We start from the raw sequence: 21,255 nt of genomic DNA, 5'->3' as shown, positions 1-21,255 counted from the left end.
TCAAGAGACCGGCACGCGCCCGCGGCGCTGAGCGCGGGTCCGCGGTGTCTCCGACTCGGTTTCGGCGGCGGCCGCCTCGGCATCCGTCACCGTCGGGCGGCGTGGCCACCAGAACCTGTCGCCGGCGATGAAGGCCATCGCCGGGACGATGACGGTGCGCACGAGCAGGGTGTCGATCAGCACGCCGATGCACACGATGACGCCGATCTGGGTCAGCGTGATCAGCGGCAGCACCCCCAGCACCGCGAAGACGGCCGCGAGCAGGATGCCCGCGCTCGTGATGACGGCCCCCGTCGCCGCGAGGGCGCGGATCATGCCTCTCGTGGTGCCGAGGGTGCGACTCTCCTCCTGCGCGCGTGTGACGAGGAAGATGCTGTAGTCCACGCCCAGGGCGACGAGGAAGAGGAAGCTGAACAGCAGCACGTTCGTGTCGATCGCGGGGAAGCCGAACAGGGGCGTCTGGAACAGCCACCACGCGGCGCCGACGGCCGAGAAGAAGCTCGCGACGACTGCGACCAGCAGGAGCACGGGGGCCAGCAGAGAGCGCAGCAGGATCACGAGGACGAGGAACACGAGCGCGAGGATCAGGGGGATGAGCAGCGCCTGGTCTCGCTGCTGCGCTCCGGCCACGTCGAGGGCGCGCGCGTCGAGACCGCCCACGAGCGCGTCTCCGGATCCGATGCCGTCGAGGTCGGTGCGCAGCCGCTCGATCGTGGCGAAGGCCTCGGGGGTCTCGGCCGCCGACGACAGGGTCACGTCGATGCGCGCCCAGTCGTCGGTCTGCTCGGCGAGACGGACGCCGTCGACGCCCTCGGTTGCGGCTGCGGCCGTGGCGACCGCCTCGGCGTCGGCGACGGGTGCCACGACCGTCGCGGGCGACGTCGCACCGGCCGAGAACGCCTCGGCGAGCACCTCCTGTCCGCGCACGGCGTCGGGCTTCTGCACGAACCGGTCGTTCTGTGACAGTCCCGTCTGCACGAAGAGCATCCCGCTCGCCAGCGCGCCGAGGACGACCGCGCCGGTGAGAGCGACCACGACGGGACGTCGCGAGACCGCACGGCCGAGCCTGCCCCACGGGCTGCGGGAGATCGCGTCGGGCGAACCGAAGCGCGGCACGTAGGGCCAGAAGAGCCAGCGACCGAACAGCACGAGGGCGGCCGGCAGCACGAGCAGGGCGAACGCCATCGCCACCAGCACGCCGACCGCGCACGCCAGGCCCAGCGCGCGGTTGCCCGACAGCTCTCCGAGCAGCAGCGTCGCGAGGGCGAGCGCCACCGTCGAGCCGCTCGCGATGATCGCCGGGCCCGCGCCGCGCACCGCGCGCCGCATCGCTTCGCGACGGTCCGCGACGAGACGCAGTTCGTCTCGATAGCGCGCGATCAACAGCAGGGCGTAATTGGTGCCAGCGCCGAACACGAGGACCGACAGGATGCCGGTGACCGAGGCGTCGAGCTGCACCCCGACGAGCGCGGCGACGCGGCGGGCCGCGATGCCGGCCGATGCGTCGGCGGTGCCGATGACCACGAGCGGCACGAGCCACAGCCACGGGCTGCGGTAGGTGATGAGCAGGAGCACGGCGACGACGATCACGGTGGTCAGCAGCAGCGTGAAGTCGGCGCCGTCGAACACGGCCGCGATGTCGACCTCGAAGCCCTCGGGGCCGGTGAGGTAGGTGCGCACGCCGTCGAGGTCGGCCGAGGCCAGGTCGCGGATCTCGTTCGCCCGTTCGGTCTGGAGCTCGACATCGCTCTCGGGTGCCAGCGGGACGACGAGCAGGGCGACGGTGCCGTCTTCCGACACCTGCGCCGGGGGGAGGAAGCCGTCGGGGGTGAGGTCGGCGAGCTCTCCGAACGCCTTCTGCTGGATGGCGGCGACCGTCGCCGCCGGGAGGGCCTCGCCCTCGTCGGACGCGAAGACGACGAGGGCCGACGTCGTCTCGGCATCCGGGAAGGCGTCCAGCAGCGCGTCGACCTGCGCCGATTCGGCCGAACCGGGCAACCCGTTCGCCGGTGCCGTCTCGGATGACGTGCCCGAGCCGAGGACGAACAACGCCGAGACGGCCGCGAACGCCACGACCAGCACGATCCACGACGTACGGGCCGAGGTGAGCAGACGCAGGAGGCCGTCCATCCGACTCTTTCTCTCGATTTTCTATTATCTCGATTATCGAGACATAAGGAACGTACTGCATGTCGGCGTAGAGTGCCAGTCATGGAAGCGTCCATTCCTTCCACCGCCTCCCCGGCCCCCGAATCCCCGGTCGAGCCCGTGCCGTCGGTGCGCGTGCCGACCGCTCTCGTGCGCGAGCTTTTCACCGCCGGAGCCGGCTTCGAGAAGTCGCTGCAGCGCGAACTCGCGGTCAATCCGACGGGCTTGGATGCCATGGGGCATCTCGTGATGTCGGGCCCGCTCTCGCCGGGCGAACTGTCACGCCGACTCGACCTGACCACCGCCGCGACGACGGCCGCGATCGACCGCCTCGTCGAACTCGGTCACGTCACCCGGGCGCCGCACCCGACCGACCGCCGCAGCGTGCTGGTCGTGCCGACCGCGTCGTCCATCGAGCGGGCGATGGGCCATCTCGGGCCCATGATCGCGCGGGTGGACCGCGTCCTCGACGAGTTCAGCGACGCCGAGCAGGCCGTGATCGCCCGCTACCTCGAGCGGGTCGTGGCCACGTACGCCCCCGCGTCCGAGGAGGGAACGGCCGTTCGCTGAGGCCCGGGCTCACGCAGCGAACAGCACCGACGAGGCGCGGCGGATGTGGGCTTCGGTGACATCGGCGGCGCGGTCGGCGTCACCGGCGCGGATCGCCTGGAAGATCGCGTGGTGCTCGCTCTGGAGGAGCGCCGATTGGTCGCCCCAGTCGCTGTTGCGCTCGATCGCGTGTTGGAGGGGTACCCGCACCGCTTCGCGGATGGCGCCGGTGAGAGCCGCGGACAGGCTGCTGCCGGAGGCGTCGGCGATCGCCAGGTGAAAACGTGTGTCGGCTTCGTTGAAGGCCTGCCGGTCGCCGATCGCCGCGTCGCCCGCCGCCAGCGCGGCGACGAGGCGCGCGTGCGCCGCATCGTCGAGCCGGCGAGCGGCTGACGCGGCGCTCGCCCGTTCGAGGACGATCCGCGCCTCCGTGACGTCTTCGATGGTGAAGTTCGACAACGCCACGTGCAGGCGCAGGAAGCGGCTGAGCGCCTCGCGCGGGAGGGCCGCGACGAAGGTGCCGGCCGCGGCGCCCGCGCCCGGCTGGGAGCGAAGCACCCCTTGACTCTCGAGCACGCGCACGGCCTCGCGCACGCCAGCGCGGCTGACTTCGAGGTTCGCCGCCAGTTCGCGCTCCGGGGGGAGCGCGTCGCCGACCCGCAGTGCTCCGGAGAGGATGCGGTCCTCGATGACCTCGATGACGAGTTCGTGCGCGCGGGCCCGCTTGACGGGCGACCAGAGGCCGTTGTCGGTCTCGTCGGCCGAGGAGAGGGATGTCATGCGCCTACCGCCTTCGGAAGAGAGAGTGTTGACACCCTATCGGTCAGGCCGATACTGTGCGTTAGCGGTCTGACCTCTCAATGGTCCGACGCTTCGCAACGATGAAGTTCGAAGGAAGGCTCGTATGTACACCCCCGAACTCGCGCCGATCGGCGCCAGCATTGTGGTCTCCGCGCTCGTGGCGAGCCTGCCGTTCGTCACAGTCTTCGTGACCCTCGGCCTGCTGCGCTGGAAAGCGCACTGGGCCGGACTGTCCGGCCTCGGCGTGGCGCTGCTGGTAGCCGTCTTCGGCTACCGCATGCCGGTCGATCTCGCCGCCCTCTCAGCGACACAGGGATTCGTCTTCGGGCTGTTCCCGATCATGTGGATCGTGCTCAACGCCATCTGGCTCTACGAGCTCACGGTACGCAGCGGCCGGTTCGAAGACCTCCGGCTGGTCATCAACGCGCTCAGCGACGACCCGCGCATCCAGGCGATCATCATCGCCTTCGGTTTCGGCGGTCTGTTGGAGGCCCTCGCGGGCTTCGGTGCTCCCGTGGCGATCACGGGCGTCATGTTGATGGCCGTCGGCTTCACCCCGATGCGCGCCGCCGTGATCGTGCTCTTGGCCAACACCGCCCCGGTCGCCTTCGGCGCGGTCGGCACCCCGATCGTCACGGCCGGGAGCCTCACCGGCATCGACTATCACGAGATCGGCGCATATGTCGGGCACCAGACGCCCCTCGTCGCCCTGTTCGTGCCGTTCATCCTCGTGCTCATCGCCGACGGCTGGCGAGGGCTGAAGGAGACCTGGCCCGCCGCCCTCACCTTCGGCGTCGTCTTCTCCATCGCGCAGTGGGTCAGCGCCACGTGGATCTCGGTCGAGCTGACCGACATCGTGGCATCCCTGGCCGGCATCGCCGCAGCGGTCGTGCTCCTGCGCTTCTGGCAGCCGCGCGGCACCGCCGCCGCCCGCGAACGACTGCTCAAGGAGTGCACCGCGAGCCTGGTCGGTGCGAGCACGACCGCCGCGGGCGGTGGTGTCGGAACGACGGATGCCGAGGCGGCGGCCGATCGCCCGCGTCTGACGCCGCGCACGGTGTTCTTCGCGCTCTTCCCCTACCTGCTCGTCGTGGTGGTCTTCTCGCTGGCGAAGCTCTGGGAGCCGCTGAAGATGTTCCTCGTCGGCACCGACATCAAGATCGGCTGGCCGGGGCTGGACGGCAACATCCTCACCGCCGCGGGCAAGGTCGCCGGTTCCACGGTCTACACGTTCGCGTGGCTCTCCTCGGCGGGCAGCCTGCTGATCATCTGCGGCGTGGTCGTCGCCCTGGTGTACCGCCTTCCGCTGCGCGAGGCCGCTCGTTCCTGGTGGCAGACCCTGGTCAAGCTGCGCTTCTCGCTCCTGACCGTCGGGTCGGTCCTCGCACTCGCCTACGTCATGAACATGTCGGGGATGACGCTCACCATCGGTGCGTGGATCGCCGGGACGGGCGCTCTGTTCGCCTTCCTCTCGCCGATCCTGGGCTGGTTCGGCACGGCCGTCACCGGTTCCGACACCAGCGCGAACGCCCTCTTCGCGACGCTGCAGCAGAGCGCCGCGGTCCAGGCCGGCATCGACCCGACGCTGCTCGTGGCCGCCAACACCTCGGGCGGGGTCATCGGCAAGATGATCAGCCCCCAGAACCTCGCGATCGCCGCCACCGCGGTGGGTCTGGTCGGTCAGGAGGCGACGATCCTCCGGAAGGTCATCTGGTGGAGCCTCGGCATGCTCGTCGTGATGTGCCTGCTCGTGGGACTGCAGTCGTCGGTCCTGTCCTGGATGCTCCCGTAACCCTCTCCCCTGAAAGGCACGCCATGTCCGCTGTGACACGTCAGTTCCCCAACCCCGTCGAACTGCTCGAGCTCATGCAGTTCAAACGGCCCGACTTCAACGGCCGTCGCCGGCGCCTGAACGCCGCCCTCACGATCGGCGACCTCCGCGACATCGCCAAGCGCCGCACCCCGGCCGCCGCGTTCGACTACACCGACGGCGCCGCCGACAGCGAAGAGGGCCTCGCCCGAGCGCGTCAGGCCTTCGCCGACGTGGAATTCCGCCCGTCGATCCTGAGGGACGTATCCCACGTCGACACGAGCTGCCAGATCTTCGGAGGCTCCTCGGCGCTGCCCTTCGGCATCGCCCCGACGGGCTTCACGCGCCTCATGCAGACCGAGGGTGAGATCGCCGGGGCGGGAGCGGCGGGGGCCGCCGGCATCCCGTTCACGCTCTCGACGCTCGGGACGAGCTCGATCGAATCGGTGAAGGCGGCGAACCCGCACGGGCGCAATTGGTTCCAGCTGTACGTGATGAAGCAGCGCGGAATCTCGTACGGGCTCGTCGAGCGTGCGGCGGCGGCCGGCTTCGACACGTTGTTCTTCACCGTCGACACCCCCGTCGCCGGCGCCCGCCTGCGCGACAAGCGCAACGGCTTCTCCATCCCGCCCCAGCTCAGCGTCTCGACCATCGTCGACGCTCTGCCCCGGCCCTGGTGGTGGTGGGACTTCCTCACCACCCCCAAGCTCGAATTCGCTTCCCTGAGCGCCACCGGCGGGACCGTGGGCGAGTTGCTCAACTCCGCCATGGACCCGACGATCTCGTTCGACGACCTCGCCGAGATCCGAGCGCTGTGGCCCGGCAAACTCGTGATCAAGGGCGTGCAGAACGTCGAAGACTCCCGGCGCCTCGCCGATCTCGGCGTCGACGGGATCGTGCTCTCCAACCACGGCGGCCGCCAGCTCGACCGCGCGCCCGTGCCCTTCCACCTCCTCCCCGAGGTGGTCCGCGAGGTGGGCGCCGATACGGAGATCGCCATCGACACGGGCATTATGAACGGCGCCGACATCGTGGCATCCTTCGCCCTCGGTGCGAAGTTCACGCTCATCGGCCGCGCCTACCTGTACGGCCTCATGGCCGGAGGTCGTCAGGGTGTGGACCGCGCGATCGAGATCCTCTCCGACCAGGTCGTGCGCACGATGCAGCTGCTGCAGGTGACCTCGCTGGCCGAACTGACGCCCGGTCACGTCACGCAGCTCGAGCGTCTCGTGCCCCGCCGGGTCGCCGCGGAGGGCTCCGCCGCCCGCATCTGAGACGTCACCGGCCGGGCTCGTTCGAGGGAACGCGCCCGGCCGGTCTCGTCTTCCCCACCCGGATGTGCTGGCGCGCGGGGCCGGGGTCGTCCGCGTTCGGTGTCGTGAGGGCCGTGTCGCGCTCGTCCGGGTGTTCCCCCGCGGGGCGAGCCGGGTGCCCGCGGCGCCATGCGTGAGGGTCTCGTCGTGCCCGCCCGAGAGCGCGCGCGGGATCGGCCCCGTGCACACCGCCGGGTGCGCCGGCGTCCGCGCGGTGCGGCGCCGGAGTGGTAGAAGCCCGCCGCGCCCCGCGCCGTGACCGTGCACGCGTGGTTGGATAAAGAGGACGCTGCCCACCGGGGCGGTGCGGAGGACGGATCGTGACGACGAAGACTCGCCAAGACCGCCTCGTCGCCCTGCTGATGCGCGATGGTGAGTGGTCGACCGCGGCCTCTCTCGCCGATGCCCTCGGGGTCACTCCCCGCAGTGTCCGCTCCTACGTCACCGCGGTCAACGCCCGCGTTTCCGGGGGCGTGGCGATCGAGTCGGGTCCGCAGGGGTATCGTGCGGGAAGCAACGCCGCCGCCGCCCTGCGCACGATCAGCGGATCCGACGCGGGCACCCCCCGCGACCGCCTGCACACCCTCGTGCGCCGTCTGCTGGATGCCGCCGACGGCATCGACGTCTTCGACACGGCCGACTCGCTGCACGTCAGCCCCGCCACCCTCGAGGCCGACCTGTCGCGCGTGCGCGGGCTGCTCGGCGGCACCGAGCTGACCCTCGAGCGCTCGGCATCCACCGCCCGCTTGCGCGGGACCGAGGTGGCGCAACGGCGTCTGCTGTCGAAGCTCGCGCACGACGAGATGGATGCCGGCCTCTTCGACCTCGACGCGCTGCGGCGGACACTCGGGGAGCGATCGGTGGGAGCACGCGCCTTCGGACCGTTCAAGGCCGAGCTGGTGGCCGAACTCGGAGCCCTGGGCTACTACGTCAACGAGATCGGCATCGGCGACGTCGTCATGCACATCGCCATCGCCGCCGACCGCACCACCCGCGACCGGGCCCTCGGCTCTCCCGGCGGCGATTCCTCCGACGCCGCGGCCGCCGTCGTCACGCTGCTGGACCGCCTCACCCTCAAGCACATCGGCGTCCAACTGGGATCCGGAGATCTCCGCCACCTCGCGACCCTCGTGCTGACCCGGATCGTCGCCCCCGGCTCCCCGGGCGGCGACGACGTGCGCGCGCGCCTCGACCCGGCGGTGGAGGTCGCCGTGCGCCGGGTCGTGGGGAACGCGGCATCCGAGTTCCTCGTCGACATCGCCCACGACGACTTCATCCTGCGCCTCGCGCTGCACGTGCAGAACCTCCTCGCGCGCTCGCGGGAGCAGGCGTGGTCGCGCAATCCGCTGACGCGATCGCTCAAGTCGACGTACCCGATGATCTTCGAGGTCGCCGTGTACATCGCCAAGGGGCTGCAGGACGGCCTCGGCATCCCGATCCTCGACGACGAGATCGCCTACATCGCCATGCACGTCGGCGGCCGGCTCGAACGCAGTCGCCGGGCCGACCAGCTGCTGACGGCGACCATCGTGTGCCCCGGCTACTACGAGATGCAGGAGCTGCTGCGCTCGAGCGTCGACCGCTCCCTCGGGCAGGCGATCGAGGTCGTCGGCGTCGAGACGCGCATCGATCCGGCCTGGGATGCCATCGACACCGACCTCGTGCTCACCACGATCGACCCGCCGCGTCCGGGCGACCGCTTCGTGCGGATCCAGCCGTTCCTCACCGACGCCGACGTGGAGCGCGTACAGGCAGCGGCCGGTCGCATCCGCCGCGGGCGACGCCTGGCGCGTCTGCGGGCGGAGCTCGAGCGCTACTTCGCGCCCGAGGCGTTCGTGCGGGGCCTGGATGCCACGGACGGCGAGGCCGGCGTCATCCGGCGTCTGGGCGGGCTGCTCGTCTCGCAGGGGGTCATCGACGAGGACTACGTGCTGCGCGCCGTCGAGCGCGAGGCCATCTCGTCGACGGCGTTCACCGACGCGCTCGCCGTGCCGCATGCGATGGGCATGACCGCGACGAAGACGCGCATCGCCATCGGCATCGCCGACCCCTCGATCGCGTGGGGCGAGGGACGCGTGCAGGTGGTCGCGCTCGTGGCGTTCAGCGAGACCGACCGCGAGGCGTTCCAGACGGTGTTCGAGCAGTTCGTCGAGGTGTTCAGCGAGCGCGACAGCGTGCAGCGGATCGTGCGGCGGGCGACGTCGTTCCCGGCGTTCCTCGACGAGCTGGTCGCGGTGATCGACGGCTGACGGGCCCGGGACTACAGGCCGACGCCGGCGAGCTGGGGAGCGGCCCGCGACGGCACCCCCAGCACCCGCTCGATCGCGTCGACCGCCCGCGGCGCCGCGCGACCGTCGCCGTAGAGGTTCTGCGCCCGAGACATGCGTGCGTGCACTGCGGGATCGTCCAGCAGCGCGGAGAGCTCCGCCACGACCGCCTCACGACGGGTTCCGATGAGACGCGCCGCCCCGGCGGCGACCCCCTCGCCCCGTTCGGTCGTCTCGCGCACCACGAGCGCGGGTACGCCGAGGGCCGGTGCTTCCTCTTGCACACCCCCGGAATCGGTCACCGTGCAGTACGCCCGTCCGAGCAGGCGCCCGAACTGGGCGTAGGGGAGGGGCTCGCACAGCACGACCCGCTCGGCGCCGCCGATGGCCGCGCGCACCTCGGCGCGCACCTGCGGATTAGGATGCAGGGGGAGCACCGCCACCACGTCGGGACGAGCCGAGACGACCTCGGCGATCCCCGAGGCGATCCGCGCGAGGGGGCCGCCCCATGATTCGCGACGGTGCACCGTGACCAGCACGACCCGCATCGGCCCCGCGGCGATCTCCTCCATCGCGGGGTCCTGGAAGCGTTGCGGGTGGGTCTTCTGGCGGTGCAGGGCGTCGATGCCGGTGTTGCCGGTGATGACGATGTCGTCGGGGCGCACGCCCTCGGCGAGCAGGTTCCGCGCAGCGGCATCCGTCGGCGCCAAGTGAAGCGACGCCAAGGGGGCGATCAGGCGACGGTTGCCCTCTTCGGGGAAGGGCGAGCGCAGGTCGCCGGAGCGCAGGCCCGCCTCGAGATGGATGACACGGGCGCCGACGTAGTAGGCCGCGACCGCCGCGAGCGCGGCGCTGGCGGTGTCGCCCTGCACCACCACGGCATCCGGTGCTCCGCCGGCCCAGCGGGCTGACAGGGCCGCGAAGATCGTCGAGGTCGTCTCGGAGAGGGCGGCGCCGCGGCGGAACACGTCGAGGTCGGCGTCGGGGCGGATGCCGAAAGACGCGTTGATCTCGGCGACCATCTCGCGGTGCTGGCCGGTGACGGTCACGGTCGTGCGGATGCCGTCGCGACGCTGCAGCTCCGCGACGAGCGGCGCGCACTTGATCGCTTCGGGCCGCGTGCCGTAGACGACGTCGATCCAGGGAGGGGTCATCGGCTGCTCTCCTCGTTCGCGCGGGAATCGTCTGCGCGGGATCCCGCGGCGCGGGGCGCCTGCGTGCGGGAAGTCGCCGTGGGGGACGCCGCCGTGGGTGGTGACCCCGTTCGGGATGCCGTCGTGCGGGACGCTTCCGTGCGGGATGCCGCCGCGCGCGAAGACGTGCGGGATGCATCCGCGCCGGACGCCGCCCTGCGGGACGCCGCCGTCACCGCCGGCGCGGCCTCCGTAGCCCCCGGCGCCGAAATCTCCTCCGGCGCCGCAACCGCCGCCGGAAGGGTCCCGCCCGTCCGGGGCCCCGCCGGACGACCGACGCGTCCACGCTGCCCGGACTCCCGCAGCGAGATGCGCAGCAGCAGCACGATGGCGAGCACGAACCCGACGATGACGAACAACGACCCGACGTAGCGGTGCACGAGGTCGAATCCCTCGCGCCCGTAGGCGCCGTACGCCCAGGCGGCGGAGGCGAAGCGGACCATGTTGCAGAACACGGCGAGTCCGAGTCCGACGAGCAGCCCGATCCCGATGCGACCGGTCGGGGCGCGGGTGATGCCCGTGATCGCGACCGCGAGCAGAAGCAGGGGCACGGCGAGCACGGTGGTCGAGCACATCGTCGTGATGACCAGTCCCGTGACCTCCGGGGTGCCGATGCCGAACCAGACGATGGGTCCGGCGGCGACCGCGCGGCCGGGGGCGACGAGCCCGATGAACTCGCGCGCGAGGATCGCCTCGGCGGCACGTGTCGTCGCCTCGGTCGCGATGAGGGCCGCCGCGGCGATCGCCAGTGCTCCCGCGGTGGTCAGGCGGGCGATCCGGCCGCGTCGATCGCGGGCGTCCGCCCGTCCACGCCGCGCGCGCAGGGGCGCGACGGCGACGCTCATGACTCCACCGCCAGCAGCAGGCGTCCGGCCTCGGCGTTGCGGCGGGTCTTGGTCCACCCGCGCCGCCCGGTCATCATGCGGCCGAAGGCGCGCACCACGCAGATGTAGCTCTGGTACATGTACAGCCAATAGCCCAGGCCCCACAGCCCCGCGCGCCAGAGGGGATGCCGTTCCTCACGCGTGACGTACACCAGCGGCCAGAGGGCGAAGGGGAGGATGCCGGTGAGCACCCACAGCGGGATGATCCAGGTGGCGCCGGCCAGCCACCCGAACAGACCGCCCGGCGACAGGGCGCCGGACACGACCATGGCGATCGTGACGGTGGGCCACAGCACGAACCCGATCAGCTGGATGTAGGGGATGGCGAGGAAGTACGCCGCCTCCAACGCCCCGGCGTTGGTGAAGGTGCGCGACGCGTAGATCTTGGGCAGGTAGCGCGCGCACTGCAGGCCGCCCTGGCACCAGCGGGTGCGCTGGGTGAGCAGGCGCCGAGCCGAGGGCAGGGCCTCCTGCGACACCCACGTGTCGTGGGCGTACACGGTGCGGTAGCCGGCGAGCATGATGCGAAGGCCCACCTCGTAGTCCTCGAGCAGCGCGTCGCCCCACGGCACGCCCTGCTCGAAGGAGGCGGCGCGCAGCGCGCTGAGGCGGGTGAACTGCCCGTTGCCGCCGAGCCCCACGGACACCGTCCGCATGCGCAGCACCTGCATCGCCGCGATGGTCGTGCGGAACTCGATGTCCTGCATGCGGATGAGGTACCGCGCCCAGGCCTGTCCGAACCGGCCCTGCCCCGCGGCCGGCCGGGGGTCGTCGCGGTTGCTCATGCGCACCGCCACTTGCATCGCGCCCACGTCGGTCGAGCCGAAGGCTGCGGGCCCCGCCGCCTGGCGCAGGGCGTTCTCGGCCAAAGACCCGTCGGCGTCGAGGNCGCCGCGGTCACCGCGCAGGCCCCGCCACTCCGCTAACCGGGCATACGCGGCGTTCAGGGCGGCTCCCTTGCCCGAGCGGGCGTCGGGGAGCCGCCGGATCACGGCGTGCACCAGCGGATCCGTGTCGGCGAACCGGGCGACGATGTCGCCGGTGCCGTCGGTGCTGGCGTCGTCGATGATCCACAGGTGAACCGCCGGAAAGCGCTCGCGAGTCCTCCTGATCGTCTCGGCGATCACCGCCGCCTCGTCTCGACAGGGGATGAACGCGTGCCACTCGAACGCCGCCGGATCGCCCTCGACGGCGCCACGACGGCGGACGAAGGGGACGACGATCAGCGCCGTGTAGGTGAGGAACATCACCAGGAAGACGAAGGAGAGCGAGAAGAGGAACTCGAGCGCGTTCACGAGCGGGGGGTGTCCTCTCCGGATGCCAGGTCGACGGCATCCTGCGACCGATGACGCCGCGAGCGCCAGGCCAGCAGCCCGCCGATCACGGCCGCGCCGACCCCGACGACGGCGAGCGTCGCCGTCGGGGCCGCGTAGCCGGTGACCGCGAGGATGCCGACGGCACCGCCGCCCATCGCACCGTTGCGATACACGTGATCAGCCCTGGGCCGGTGCGGCCGCGTACTGGCTGCGGCGTCGCAGCATCACCGCGGCCACGATCACGGCCGCGAGACCGAACCCGCCACCGGCGAGCGCCAGCGATTCGGGCCCGGCGACGGGTACCGCCAGCTGGCCGGCGTTGGGGCCGACCGACGCGGTGGCCAGGTCGACGGTCGCGATCGCGCCCGCCGTGCCGAGGCCGACCCGCAGCGCCGTCTGGGTGAAGGTGCCGCCGTCCGTCGACTGCACGTTGACCTGCAGTTGCGCCAGTGCGGTGATCGCGTCACCGAGTGGGCCCTCGAGGCTGTCGGCGAGGCCGTCGAGTACCGGAACGATGACGCCCTGCGCGACGCCGAGAGCTGCTCCGAGCACCACGCCGCCCAGGCCGAGGTCGTCGACGCGGTCTTGAACGGCATCCAGGATCCCGTTCACCCCGTCGGAGATCCGCGTCACCACGGCCGCGGGTACGAACGACAGCAGGTCGGTGCCGGGCGCGAGCTCGTTGATGTCGGCGACTCCCGCCGCGGCGAGCAGGTCGTCCTCGGTCAGGGTGACGGTTCCCGAGGCGAACGGGTTGTCCAGGTCGAGACCGGCGACGGTCGCGGCCGCGAGCAACGTGTCGATCGCGGGGTTGAGGGTGTTCAGCACGCCCGAGACGAGGGTGCCGTTGACGACGACGCCGACATCGGCGACGACGTACTGCCCGGTCTGGGTCCCGTCGGTGGTGTTGAGAGCGGATGCCGCGAGCGTTCCGATGTTCACCTGGAGCCCCGCGAGGGCGTCGGCGCCGCCGACCGTGATGCTGGCCGAGTTCTCCGCGGAGGGATCGCCGACGCTGGAGGGCGTGACGGTGCCGACGCCGATGAGGCTCGGGGCTGCCGAGACCGCACCCGAGAACGCCGACGAGCTGCCGTCGTCATTCGCGCGGGCGTACTGACCGACCGCGCCGAGCTGGATGATGCCGTTGTCACCGAAGAGGTTGGTGGAACCCGCCTGCAGGGCGATGAGGCCGGCGATGGCTTCGGCGTCGAGGGGCTGGTCGACGATGACGTCGCCCGAGGCGTCGGTGTTGACGGCGTTCGCTCCGCGGAGGGCGACGACGGCGTCGAGGATGTCGGTGCCGAGAAGGGACGTCTGAACGAGACGGCCCGTGCCCTGCGACACGACGTCCGCGGGGGCGGCGTTCGCCGCCGTTGCGGGGACGAGGAGCGCTGCGACGGCGGCGGTGGCCCCGACGGCGCGCACGGTCCGCCATGTTCGGGCAGAGGTGTGTGGACGAATGGTCATGGATGCCTGCTTCCTGGATGGCCGCACACCTTCGAGCCCACCGCGGGCCGGATGGTGCGGTGCACAGTGAAGCTAGGCGCGGCGTCGAATCCGAGGCATCCGTGCCCCGTACGGAATCGAACTACTTAGGGAGCTCCTGTGAACTCCGTATGCCCCGTGCACTACTGATTCCGGGCCGAAACCTCGGGGCGGACACCGAGTTCGGTGTAGGAACGAGTCGGGGCCGCGTCCGAGGACGTGGAGAGTGCAGGGAGACACCGCATGGGTGCTGGTCGACCACTGACGGGCCGCGCGCGCGAGAAATGCATCGCGGCGGAGGCGTTGCGCGCGAAACGCAGCGTGCTGCTGACGGGGCCCGCGCGCAGCGGCCGTTCACGCCTGCTTGCGGCGATCGCCGAGGCGCAGTCGCGTCCGACGTTCCTGGTCGAGACGCGGGCCGGCGTCGTGACGGTGCGTTCGGGGATCTCCGATCGGCGTGTGCTCGTCGGCGCGGACGATGTCGCCGATGTGGTCGCGGACGTCGCCGCGCGCGAGGGGGTTCTCGTCGTCGACGACATCGATCTGCTTCCGGATGCCGCGGTGGCGGCCCTCGTCGACAACCTGGGCGCATCGGATGCCGTGCTCCTGGCGGCACTCGCTCCCCGGCACGAGGTCGCCCGCGGCTCGATCCACCGCTGGGAGCTGCTGCGACCGCTGGTGGAGGATGCGGACCGGCTGACCATCGCTGTGGCACCTCTGACTCTCGCGGAGACGACCGCCCTGGGTGATGCGCTGCGGGAGAACCGGCACGGGGTCGGACCCGCGGACGACGCGTGGATGATGGCGCTGCACCACCTCAGCGGGGGGAGTCCCGCGCTGGTCGACGAGCTGGTCGAGATGGCGGCCGCCCGCGGTCGGATGCACGCCGTGTGCCCGGTCGAGCCGTTCGCCGATCTGCTGCCCGGTGGCCTCGTCGACTCCCTCACGCGGATGCTGGCGCCCCTCGAGGCGCGCGACCGCCGCCTGCTCGGCATCCTGTTCGAGCTCGGCGCGATCCCCCTCCGCCACGTCGGGTCGGTCGTGCCCTCGGACGTCCTCGCCCGCCTGCACGACGGCAACCTCGTCGTCGGCTCGGTCGAGGAGGGGTCGGCCGCCGTGAGCCCGCTGCTGGCCCGGGTCGTCCAGGAGTCAGCGCCGCGCGAGGAGCACCTCGAGGAGCGTCGTGACATCGCCCACCGTCTTCTCGACCTCCTCCGCCACGGCGATGTGCTGACCCCCGCCGAAGAGGTGTTCTGCGCGCGTTTCACCGGAACGGTCGAGGTGGACGGTCCCCTCGCCGAGTCTCTATCGATCGTGCTGCCGCGCGCGGCGCTGTCGCTGGCGCGCTCGGGCGTGCCCCGCGACGCCCTCCCGGTGATCGCCCGCGTCCTCGACGACGGCCCCGACCTGCGCGCGACGGCCGCGCTGATCCTCACCCGCATCGCCCTCGAGGACTACGCCGAAGCCGAGCTCCTGCTGGACGTTCTTCCCGAGCCCGCCTCGGCGGCCGAACGCGAACTCGCCCTGCACGTGTACGTCCGGACCCTGTGCGCGACGTGCACGGGGCCGGACGCCGCCCGCGATCGCCTGCGGGCCCTCGCGGGCTGGGCGCCCGATGACGGCGACTGGCGCGTCCGCGTCGAGCAGGCGGTGGCGATGCTGTCGCTCCCGAACGGGGCCTCGTTCGCCGAGAGGGCGCCGTCGCCGCAGCCCGTCGATGCCGCTCGGCCCGACGCGGCCGTCGTCGGCGAGGCGCTCCAGGCGGCGCTCGCCGCGTCGCGCGGTGAGGCCGCCCGCGCGCGGGCCCTGCTGCGCGGTCGGCAGAAGACGCACGGGTGGGAGGTCGAGTCCGACCTCGCCCTGTTCCTCCTGCACGCCTCGACGATGGTGATGATCGGGGAGGACCTCGTCGTCGTCGAGGGTGCGACCAGGCGCCGCCTGCTGTCGGCGCGGTGGGCCGACCGTCAGGACGAGGTCGCCGTGCTCGCCCTTCTGGACGCGTCGGTGCAGCTTCTGCGCATGCGCCCCGAGGTCGCCGTCGCCAGCCTGCAGATCCCGCGCATCTCCCCGCCGGAGTCGTTGCGTATCTGGTTCGACGCGATTCGTGCCGTGGCCTTCATCGCGCGGGGCGATCTCGTGCACGCGGCCGAGGCGCTCGAACGGATCGACGCCGCCTCGACGGGCGGGGTGAACGGCGCCTTCCCGGTGCTGCGCGAGACGGTGTGCGCGCGGTTCGAGGTCGCGAACGGCCGACCGGATGCCGCTGCGGAGCGGGCGTCGCGCGCGATCTCGCTGGCCGAACGACGGATGCCGGTGCTCTTGCCCTCGCTGCTGCAGATCATGATGGACGCCGGTGTTCCCCTGTCGGAGGTCCGGGAGCGCGCGGTGGCGCTGGACGAGCGGTTCGATCTCGCGCCGGTGCGGGCGTTCGTCGCGGATCTGCACGAAGCCGTCCGCGTCGACGCTCGACCCGCGCTCGATCTGTTGACCGCGCGCGAGCGGGAGGTGGTCGATCTCGCCGTGACGGGCGCGTCGAACGCGCAGATCGCCCGTCGTCTGGGCCTGTCGGTGCGCACGGTCGAATCGCACCTGCATCACGCCCGTACACGCTTGGGCATGAGTCGCCAGGAGAGGTTCGGGCAGCCCGCGGACGCTGCCCGCCCGCTCGCCCATCGTTGACGGGGTCGTGACCTCGCGAGGCCGCTTCGCCGGGACGGATGCCGTGCCGCGGACGCACCCGCCCTCCGGCGGCGGTGCGGGAGCTCCGCGCGCCTGCCCGCCGGGCGGGTGCGGAAAGCCGCGCGCGTCCGCCCGCCCGCCGGGCGAGTGCGGAAAGCCCCGCGCGCGCGCCCGCCTACGCCGGTGCCGGAGGGTCGCCGCCCCGGTGCCGGAGGGTCGCCGCCGCGGTGCCGCCCGCCGCGGTCAGCGCACCCCGGCGAGCAACTCCTCCGCACCCGCGCGAAGCGCCTCGAGGCGGCGGCGGGCCTTCTTGGCCGAGGAGCCGCGCACGTCGAGGTACAGCTTGAGCTTCGGTTCGGTGCCGCTCGGACGCACGATGAGGCGGGATCCGCCGTCGAGCCACAGGCGCAGCACATCGCCCGGCGGCAGATCGTCGACGCCGGTGAGCAGGTCGTCGATCCGCGTGACCGCGGCGCCGCCGACGGTCGTGGGCGGCTGAGCGCGGAGGGAGGCCATGATCCCGGCGATCTCACTCACGTCGCTGACCCGGATCGAGATCTGGTCGCTCGCGAACGCGCCGAACGTGTCGCGGAACTCCTGCAGCAGGTCGGCGACCGTGCGCCCCTGCCCCCGTGCCTCGGCGGCCATGCCGAGCATCGCGACGGCGGCGGAGATGCCGTCCTTGTCGCGGACGGTGCGAGGGTTCACGAGGTAGCCGAGGGCCTCCTCGAAGCCGAACACGATCCCCGGCGCCCGCGAGATCCACTTGAAGCCCGTGAGAGTGGAGTGGAAGGCGAGACCGTAGTGCTCGGCGACCGCCTGGAGCCCGGGCGACGACACGAGCGAGCAGGCGAGGGATGCCGGGGCTCCGGCATCCGCGTCCGATGCGCCCTCCGACGAGCCGTCGCCGGACACGCCGTCGCGCGCCGAACCGTCGGGCGTGGAAGCGTGGAGCGCGGCGGCGGCTTCCCGAGCGGCGCGCCACCCGAGCAGCAGTCCGATCTCGTTGCCGGTGAGTCGGCGCCAGCCGCCGTCGGCGTCGGCGTCGGGGATGGCGACGGCGAGGCGGTCGGCATCCGGATCGTTGGCGATGACGAGCTCGGCGTCCGAGGTGCGCGCCGTCTCGAAGGCGAGGTCCATCGCGCCCGGTTCCTCCGGGTTGGGGAAGGCGACGGTGGGGAAGCGCCCGTCGGGGTCGATCTGCGCCTCCACCCGCGTGGGCGCGGGGTAGCCGGCAGCGGCGAGCACCCGCGAGACGGTCTCCCATCCCACGCCGTGCATCGCGGTGTAGACCCAGCGCAGGCCCTCAGCGCCCGCGGGTGCCGGGGCGATCGCGGCGGTGGCCGCGATGTAGGCGTCGACGAGCGACTCGGGGGCGTTGGCATAGCCGACCGAGCGGGGGAGCACGCTCACATTCCCCGCGTCGGCGATGCGCTGGATGTGGGCGGCGATCTCGGCGTCGGCGGGGGAAACGATCTGCGCGCCCTCGTCGGCGCCGCCGAGGTAGACCTTGTAGCCGTTGTCGTCGGGCGGGTTGTGGCTGGCGGTGACCATGACGCCGGCGTCGGCGCCGAGGTGGCGCACCGCGAAGGCGAGCACGGGGGTCGGCAGCATCCGCGGGAGCAGTACGGCATTCAGCCCGGCCCCCGCGAAGATCTCGGCCGAGTCGCGCGCGAACACGTCGGAGTTGCGCCGACCGTCGTAGCCGATGACGACGGTCGGGGCCGTCGATCCGGCGCGTTCGCCCAGGAAAGCGGCGAAACCGGCCGCGGCCTGGGCGACGAGCACCCGGTTCATGCGATTGGGGCCGGCGCCGAGCGCGCCGCGGAGGCCCGCTGTGCCGAACGCCAGGCGCGTGCGGAAGCGATCGGCGAGGTCGTCGGCCGCCGCGGCATCCCCGTCCTCCACGCGCGCGAGCAGAGCCGACAGCTCGTCGCGGGTCACGGCATCCGGATCCTGCGCCATCCACGCGCGGGCCGCATCCGCGAACGTGCCGGCGACGCCGGAGGGGTTCTCGCTCACAGCGCGCCGATCACGCGGGCGAGCAGCGCCGAGATGACGGGCTCGGCGTCTCGACCGGCCTCGAGCACCTCTTCGTGGCTGAGCGGGGTCTTCTGGATGCCGGCGGCCAGGTTCGTGATCAGCGAGAAGCCGAGGATCTCCATGCCCGCCTGGCGTGCGGCGATCGCCTCGAGGGCGGTCGACATGCCGACGATGTGGCCGCCGATGGCCTTGGCCATCTGCACCTCGGCCGGCGTCTCGTAGTGCGGGCCGCGGAACTGCGTGTAGACGCCCTCGTCGAGCGAGGGGTCGATCGACCGCGCGACGTCGCGGAGACGCTTCGAGTAGAGGTCGGTCAGGTCGATGAACGTCGCGCCCTCGAGCGGCGAGTCGGCCGTGAGGTTGATGTGGTCGCTGATCAGCACGGGTTGGCCGGGCTTCCACGTCTCGCGGATGCCACCGGCGCCGTTCGTCAGGATCATCGTGCGGGCGCCCGTCGCGGCGGCGGTGCGCACGCTGTGCACGACCCGGCGCACGCCGTGGCCCTCGTAGTAGTGCGTGCGCGCGCCGATGACGAGGACGTTCTTCCCGCCCGGGGTGCGGACGCTGCGGAGCGTGCCGACGTGCCCCTCGAGGGCGGGCTTCGAGAAGCCGGTGACCTCGGTGGCGGGGAACGACGCCGTCTCCTCCCCGATGAGCTCGGCGGCGCGCCCCCAGCCCGAGCCGAGGGTCACGGCGATGTCATGGTGCGCGACGCCCGAGAGGCGCGCGATGTCGGCCGCCGCGGTCGCGGCGACCTCGAAGGGGTCGATCGCCGGGTCGTCGAGCGGGTGAGAGATGCTGTGGGACATCCCCCCACTCTAGAAACTGCGGGCCCCGCGGGCCAGACGGCGACCCACTCGCGCCGCGTGTCGTGTCGGACGCCGCGCCCGGCGGGGTCGGCGCGGGCCGCCGCGCTGACAGAATGGATGCCATGGTGCAGAGCTTCGAGCGCAAGCAGTCCGTCGCGATCGTCGGCGGCGGCCCCGGCGGGTACGAGGCGGCCCTGTCGGCCGCGCAGCTCGGCGCCGACGTCACCCTCGTGGAGCGTGCGGGCGTCGGCGGCTCCGCCGTCATCACCGACGTGGTCCCCTCGAAGACCCTCATCGCCACGGCCGACGCCGCCGTGGCCATCCGCAACGCCAGCAGCCTGGGCGTGCAGTTGTTCGCCAAGGACGACCGCGGCAAGCCCCTGACCCCCGAGGTCGCGATCAACCTCGCCGCCGTCAACCAGCGCTTGCTCTCGCTCGCCCGGCAGCAGTCCGACGACATGCGCTCCTCCCTCCTCGACGCGGGGGTGCGGATCATCTCCGGCCACGGCCGTCTCGACGGATCCGGTGCCGTGGTCGTCTCGACCGAGGCCGGCGGCACCGATTTCGATCGCGTCGAGGCCGAGACCCTCGTCGTCTCGGTCGGCGCCTCGCCGCGAGAGCTCCCCTCGGCGCAGCCCGACGGCGAGCGCATCCTCACGTGGACGCAGCTCTACAACATGAAGTCCGTCCCCTCGCACCTGATCGTCGTCGGCTCGGGCGTCACGGGCGCGGAGTTCGCCTCGGCCTACATGAACCTCGGCGCGAAGGTCACGCTCGTCTCCAGCCGCGATCAGGTGCTCCCGGGTGAAGACCAGGATGCCGCGGCCGTCCTCGAGCGCGTCTTCCAGCGCGGCGGCATGACCCTGCTGTCGAAGGCACGCGCCGATTCGGTCGTGAACACCGGCGACGGCGTCGTGGTGACGCTCGCCGACGGTCGCACGATCGAGGGCAGCCACTGCCTCATGGCGGTGGGATCGATCCCCAACACCGCCGGCCTGGGGCTCGAGGAGGCGGGTGTGCAGATGACGGCCTCGGGTCACATCCGCGTGAACCGCGTAGCCCGCACCTCGGTGCCGAACATCTACGCCGCGGGCGATTGCACGAACTTCTATCCTCTGGCATCCGTCGCCTCGATGCAGGGGCGCCAGGCGATCTTCCACGCGCTCGGCGACATCGTCATCCCGCTCGAGACGCGTCGTATCACGGCGAACATCTTCACCGCACCCGAGATCGCCACCGTCGGTTTCAGCGAGCAGGACGTCACCGAGGGTCGCATCGCCGGCAAGGTGCGCAAGCTCCCGCTCTCGGCCAACCCGCGCGCGAAGATGCAGGGCATCACCGACGGCTTCGTCAAGCTCATCGCCCGTGAGGGCAGCGGCACCGTCATGGGCGGGGTGATCGTCGGCCCCAAGGCGTCGGAGCTCATCTACCCGATCGCGATCGCCGTGGAGCGTCGCCTCACCGTCGACCAGGTCGCCCGCGTCTTCGCGGTGTATCCGTCGCTGACCTCGAGCATCACCGACGCCGCCCGCGCGATGCACATCGTCGACCGCGACGATCCCGGCGAGGACTGAGCCGTCCGGATGCCGGCGCCCCCGGCATCCCCTTCCCCCGCCGCCCCGGCGCCGCCCGTGTCCGTCGCGCGAGAGACGCGTTCCGCGGACGGAAGCGTCGTGTCGGGGGCGTTCCGTCGTGCGGCAAGCGCGCTCCGCGGAGGAGGCGTCGTGTCGGGGCGTTCCGTCGTGCGGCAAGCGCGCTCCGCGGGAGGAGGCGTCGGGTGGGGGCGTTCGTTCGCGCGAGAAACGCGTTCTGCGGGAGTAAACGCGCTGTAGGGGCGTTTCTTCGCGCGGATGCCGTTTCTCGCGCGGGCGCCGCCGCCCTCCTCGTCGCGGCCGGTGGCCATGCGTACTTGGGCACTTGGTCGGGTGAGCTTCGTGCCGGCTTCTTCGCGAGGAACG

The 21,255-nt window shown here is 71.9% G+C and carries 15 protein-coding genes; 6 read left to right on the top strand and 9 right to left on the bottom strand.

Annotated elements, in window-relative coordinates; translation table 11 throughout:
* Entirely contained in the window at nucleotides 1-2,130 is a 2,130-nt protein-coding gene (locus tag ACTJJP_RS05120; protein WP_440773939.1) for an MMPL family transporter, read from the bottom strand.
* A gap of 81 nt (nucleotides 2,131-2,211) precedes the next feature.
* Between ACTJJP_RS05120 and ACTJJP_RS05115 the strand changes: the two genes are divergently transcribed.
* A complete protein-coding gene (locus tag ACTJJP_RS05115; protein WP_440773938.1) occupies nucleotides 2,212-2,718 on the top strand; it encodes a MarR family winged helix-turn-helix transcriptional regulator in 507 nt (168 codons plus the stop codon).
* Between the two features lie 9 nt (nucleotides 2,719-2,727).
* Here the strand turns inward: ACTJJP_RS05115 and ACTJJP_RS05110 are convergent, their stop codons facing one another.
* A complete protein-coding gene (locus tag ACTJJP_RS05110) occupies nucleotides 2,728-3,477 on the bottom strand; it encodes a FadR/GntR family transcriptional regulator (protein ID WP_440773937.1) in 750 nt (249 codons plus the stop codon).
* Between the two features lie 124 nt (nucleotides 3,478-3,601).
* Here ACTJJP_RS05110 and ACTJJP_RS05105 point away from each other — a divergent pair, with 124 nt between their 5' ends.
* From ACTJJP_RS05105 to ACTJJP_RS05095, 3 genes are all read left to right on the top strand, one after another.
* Nucleotides 3,602-5,290: an L-lactate permease gene (locus ACTJJP_RS05105; RefSeq protein ID WP_440773936.1), complete on the top strand. Its 1,689-nt coding sequence runs from the start codon at nucleotides 3,602-3,604 to the stop codon at nucleotides 5,288-5,290.
* A 23-nt stretch (nucleotides 5,291-5,313) separates the two neighbouring features.
* Complete coding sequence (locus ACTJJP_RS05100) at nucleotides 5,314-6,582, top strand: alpha-hydroxy acid oxidase (protein WP_440773935.1); 1,269 nt, start codon at nucleotides 5,314-5,316, stop codon at nucleotides 6,580-6,582.
* Nucleotides 6,583-6,983: 401 nt separating this feature from the next.
* A complete protein-coding gene (locus ACTJJP_RS05095) occupies nucleotides 6,984-8,870 on the top strand; it encodes a BglG family transcription antiterminator (RefSeq protein WP_440774160.1) in 1,887 nt (628 codons plus the stop codon).
* Nucleotides 8,871-8,881: 11 nt separating this feature from the next.
* Here ACTJJP_RS05095 and wecB read toward each other — a convergent pair whose 3' ends face one another.
* The 5 genes from wecB to ACTJJP_RS05070 form a co-directional block, all read right to left on the bottom strand.
* Entirely contained in the window at nucleotides 8,882-10,042 is a 1,161-nt protein-coding gene (gene wecB, locus ACTJJP_RS05090; RefSeq protein ID WP_440773934.1) for a non-hydrolyzing UDP-N-acetylglucosamine 2-epimerase, read from the bottom strand.
* Nucleotides 10,039-10,926, bottom strand: coding sequence for an exosortase S (gene xrtS / locus ACTJJP_RS05085; protein WP_440773933.1), 888 nt, complete (start codon nucleotides 10,924-10,926; stop codon nucleotides 10,039-10,041). The genes wecB and xrtS overlap by 4 nt, the downstream gene beginning before the upstream one ends.
* On the bottom strand, nucleotides 10,923-12,212 hold the full coding sequence (locus ACTJJP_RS05080) for a glycosyltransferase family 2 protein (RefSeq protein WP_440774159.1): 1,290 nt from the start codon (nucleotides 12,210-12,212) through the stop codon (nucleotides 10,923-10,925). The genes xrtS and ACTJJP_RS05080 overlap by 4 nt, the downstream gene beginning before the upstream one ends.
* A gap of 44 nt (nucleotides 12,213-12,256) precedes the next feature.
* Nucleotides 12,257-12,454 (bottom strand): LPXTG cell wall anchor domain-containing protein, encoded by a 198-nt coding sequence (locus ACTJJP_RS05075; protein ID WP_183418296.1) that lies wholly within the window; start codon nucleotides 12,452-12,454, stop codon nucleotides 12,257-12,259.
* A 4-nt stretch (nucleotides 12,455-12,458) separates the two neighbouring features.
* On the bottom strand, nucleotides 12,459-13,748 hold the full coding sequence (locus ACTJJP_RS05070) for a PVV-CTERM domain-containing choice-of-anchor G protein (protein WP_440773932.1): 1,290 nt from the start codon (nucleotides 13,746-13,748) through the stop codon (nucleotides 12,459-12,461).
* Nucleotides 13,749-14,009: 261 nt separating this feature from the next.
* Between ACTJJP_RS05070 and ACTJJP_RS05065 the strand changes: the two genes are divergently transcribed.
* Nucleotides 14,010-16,445, top strand: a complete 2,436-nt coding sequence (locus ACTJJP_RS05065) for a LuxR C-terminal-related transcriptional regulator (protein ID WP_440773931.1) — start codon at nucleotides 14,010-14,012, stop codon at nucleotides 16,443-16,445.
* A gap of 243 nt (nucleotides 16,446-16,688) precedes the next feature.
* Here ACTJJP_RS05065 and ACTJJP_RS05060 read toward each other — a convergent pair whose 3' ends face one another.
* Together ACTJJP_RS05060 and ACTJJP_RS05055 are read right to left on the bottom strand one after the other, a co-directional pair.
* Complete coding sequence (locus tag ACTJJP_RS05060) at nucleotides 16,689-18,410, bottom strand: phospho-sugar mutase (protein ID WP_440774158.1); 1,722 nt, start codon at nucleotides 18,408-18,410, stop codon at nucleotides 16,689-16,691.
* Nucleotides 18,411-18,463: 53 nt separating this feature from the next.
* Nucleotides 18,464-19,297 carry a purine-nucleoside phosphorylase gene (locus tag ACTJJP_RS05055; protein ID WP_440773930.1) on the bottom strand — a complete coding sequence of 278 codons (834 nt, stop codon included), beginning with the start codon at nucleotides 19,295-19,297 and terminating at the stop codon, nucleotides 18,464-18,466.
* A 113-nt stretch (nucleotides 19,298-19,410) separates the two neighbouring features.
* Here ACTJJP_RS05055 and ACTJJP_RS05050 point away from each other — a divergent pair, with 113 nt between their 5' ends.
* Complete coding sequence (locus tag ACTJJP_RS05050) at nucleotides 19,411-20,871, top strand: NAD(P)H-quinone dehydrogenase (protein WP_440773929.1); 1,461 nt, start codon at nucleotides 19,411-19,413, stop codon at nucleotides 20,869-20,871.
* Nucleotides 20,872-21,255 lie beyond the last annotated feature (384 nt).

The organism is Microbacterium sp. 22296 (assembly GCF_052045385.1).
Classification (GTDB): domain Bacteria; phylum Actinomycetota; class Actinomycetes; order Actinomycetales; family Microbacteriaceae; genus Microbacterium.
This window is presented reverse-complemented; position numbering and strand designations above follow the sequence as displayed.

Coding starts and splice junctions, on each gene's coding strand:
- ACTJJP_RS05055 (WP_440773930.1), bottom strand. CDS start 19,297: ATGTCCCACAGCATCTCTCACCCGCTCGACGACCCGGCGATCGACCCC.
- ACTJJP_RS05115 (WP_440773938.1), top strand. CDS start 2,212: ATGGAAGCGTCCATTCCTTCCACCGCCTCCCCGGCCCCCGAATCCCCG.
- wecB (WP_440773934.1), bottom strand. CDS start 10,042: ATGACCCCTCCCTGGATCGACGTCGTCTACGGCACGCGGCCCGAAGCG.
- ACTJJP_RS05110 (WP_440773937.1), bottom strand. CDS start 3,477: ATGACATCCCTCTCCTCGGCCGACGAGACCGACAACGGCCTCTGGTCG.
- ACTJJP_RS05060 (WP_440774158.1), bottom strand. CDS start 18,410: ATGGCGCAGGATCCGGATGCCGTGACCCGCGACGAGCTGTCGGCTCTG.
- ACTJJP_RS05050 (WP_440773929.1), top strand. CDS start 19,411: ATGGATGCCATGGTGCAGAGCTTCGAGCGCAAGCAGTCCGTCGCGATC.
- ACTJJP_RS05095 (WP_440774160.1), top strand. CDS start 6,984: ATGCGCGATGGTGAGTGGTCGACCGCGGCCTCTCTCGCCGATGCCCTC.
- ACTJJP_RS05070 (WP_440773932.1), bottom strand. CDS start 13,748: ATGACCATTCGTCCACACACCTCTGCCCGAACATGGCGGACCGTGCGC.
- ACTJJP_RS05105 (WP_440773936.1), top strand. CDS start 3,602: ATGTACACCCCCGAACTCGCGCCGATCGGCGCCAGCATTGTGGTCTCC.
- ACTJJP_RS05120 (WP_440773939.1), bottom strand. CDS start 2,130: ATGGACGGCCTCCTGCGTCTGCTCACCTCGGCCCGTACGTCGTGGATC.
- ACTJJP_RS05065 (WP_440773931.1), top strand. CDS start 14,010: ATGGGTGCTGGTCGACCACTGACGGGCCGCGCGCGCGAGAAATGCATC.
- ACTJJP_RS05100 (WP_440773935.1), top strand. CDS start 5,314: ATGTCCGCTGTGACACGTCAGTTCCCCAACCCCGTCGAACTGCTCGAG.
- xrtS (WP_440773933.1), bottom strand. CDS start 10,926: ATGAGCGTCGCCGTCGCGCCCCTGCGCGCGCGGCGTGGACGGGCGGAC.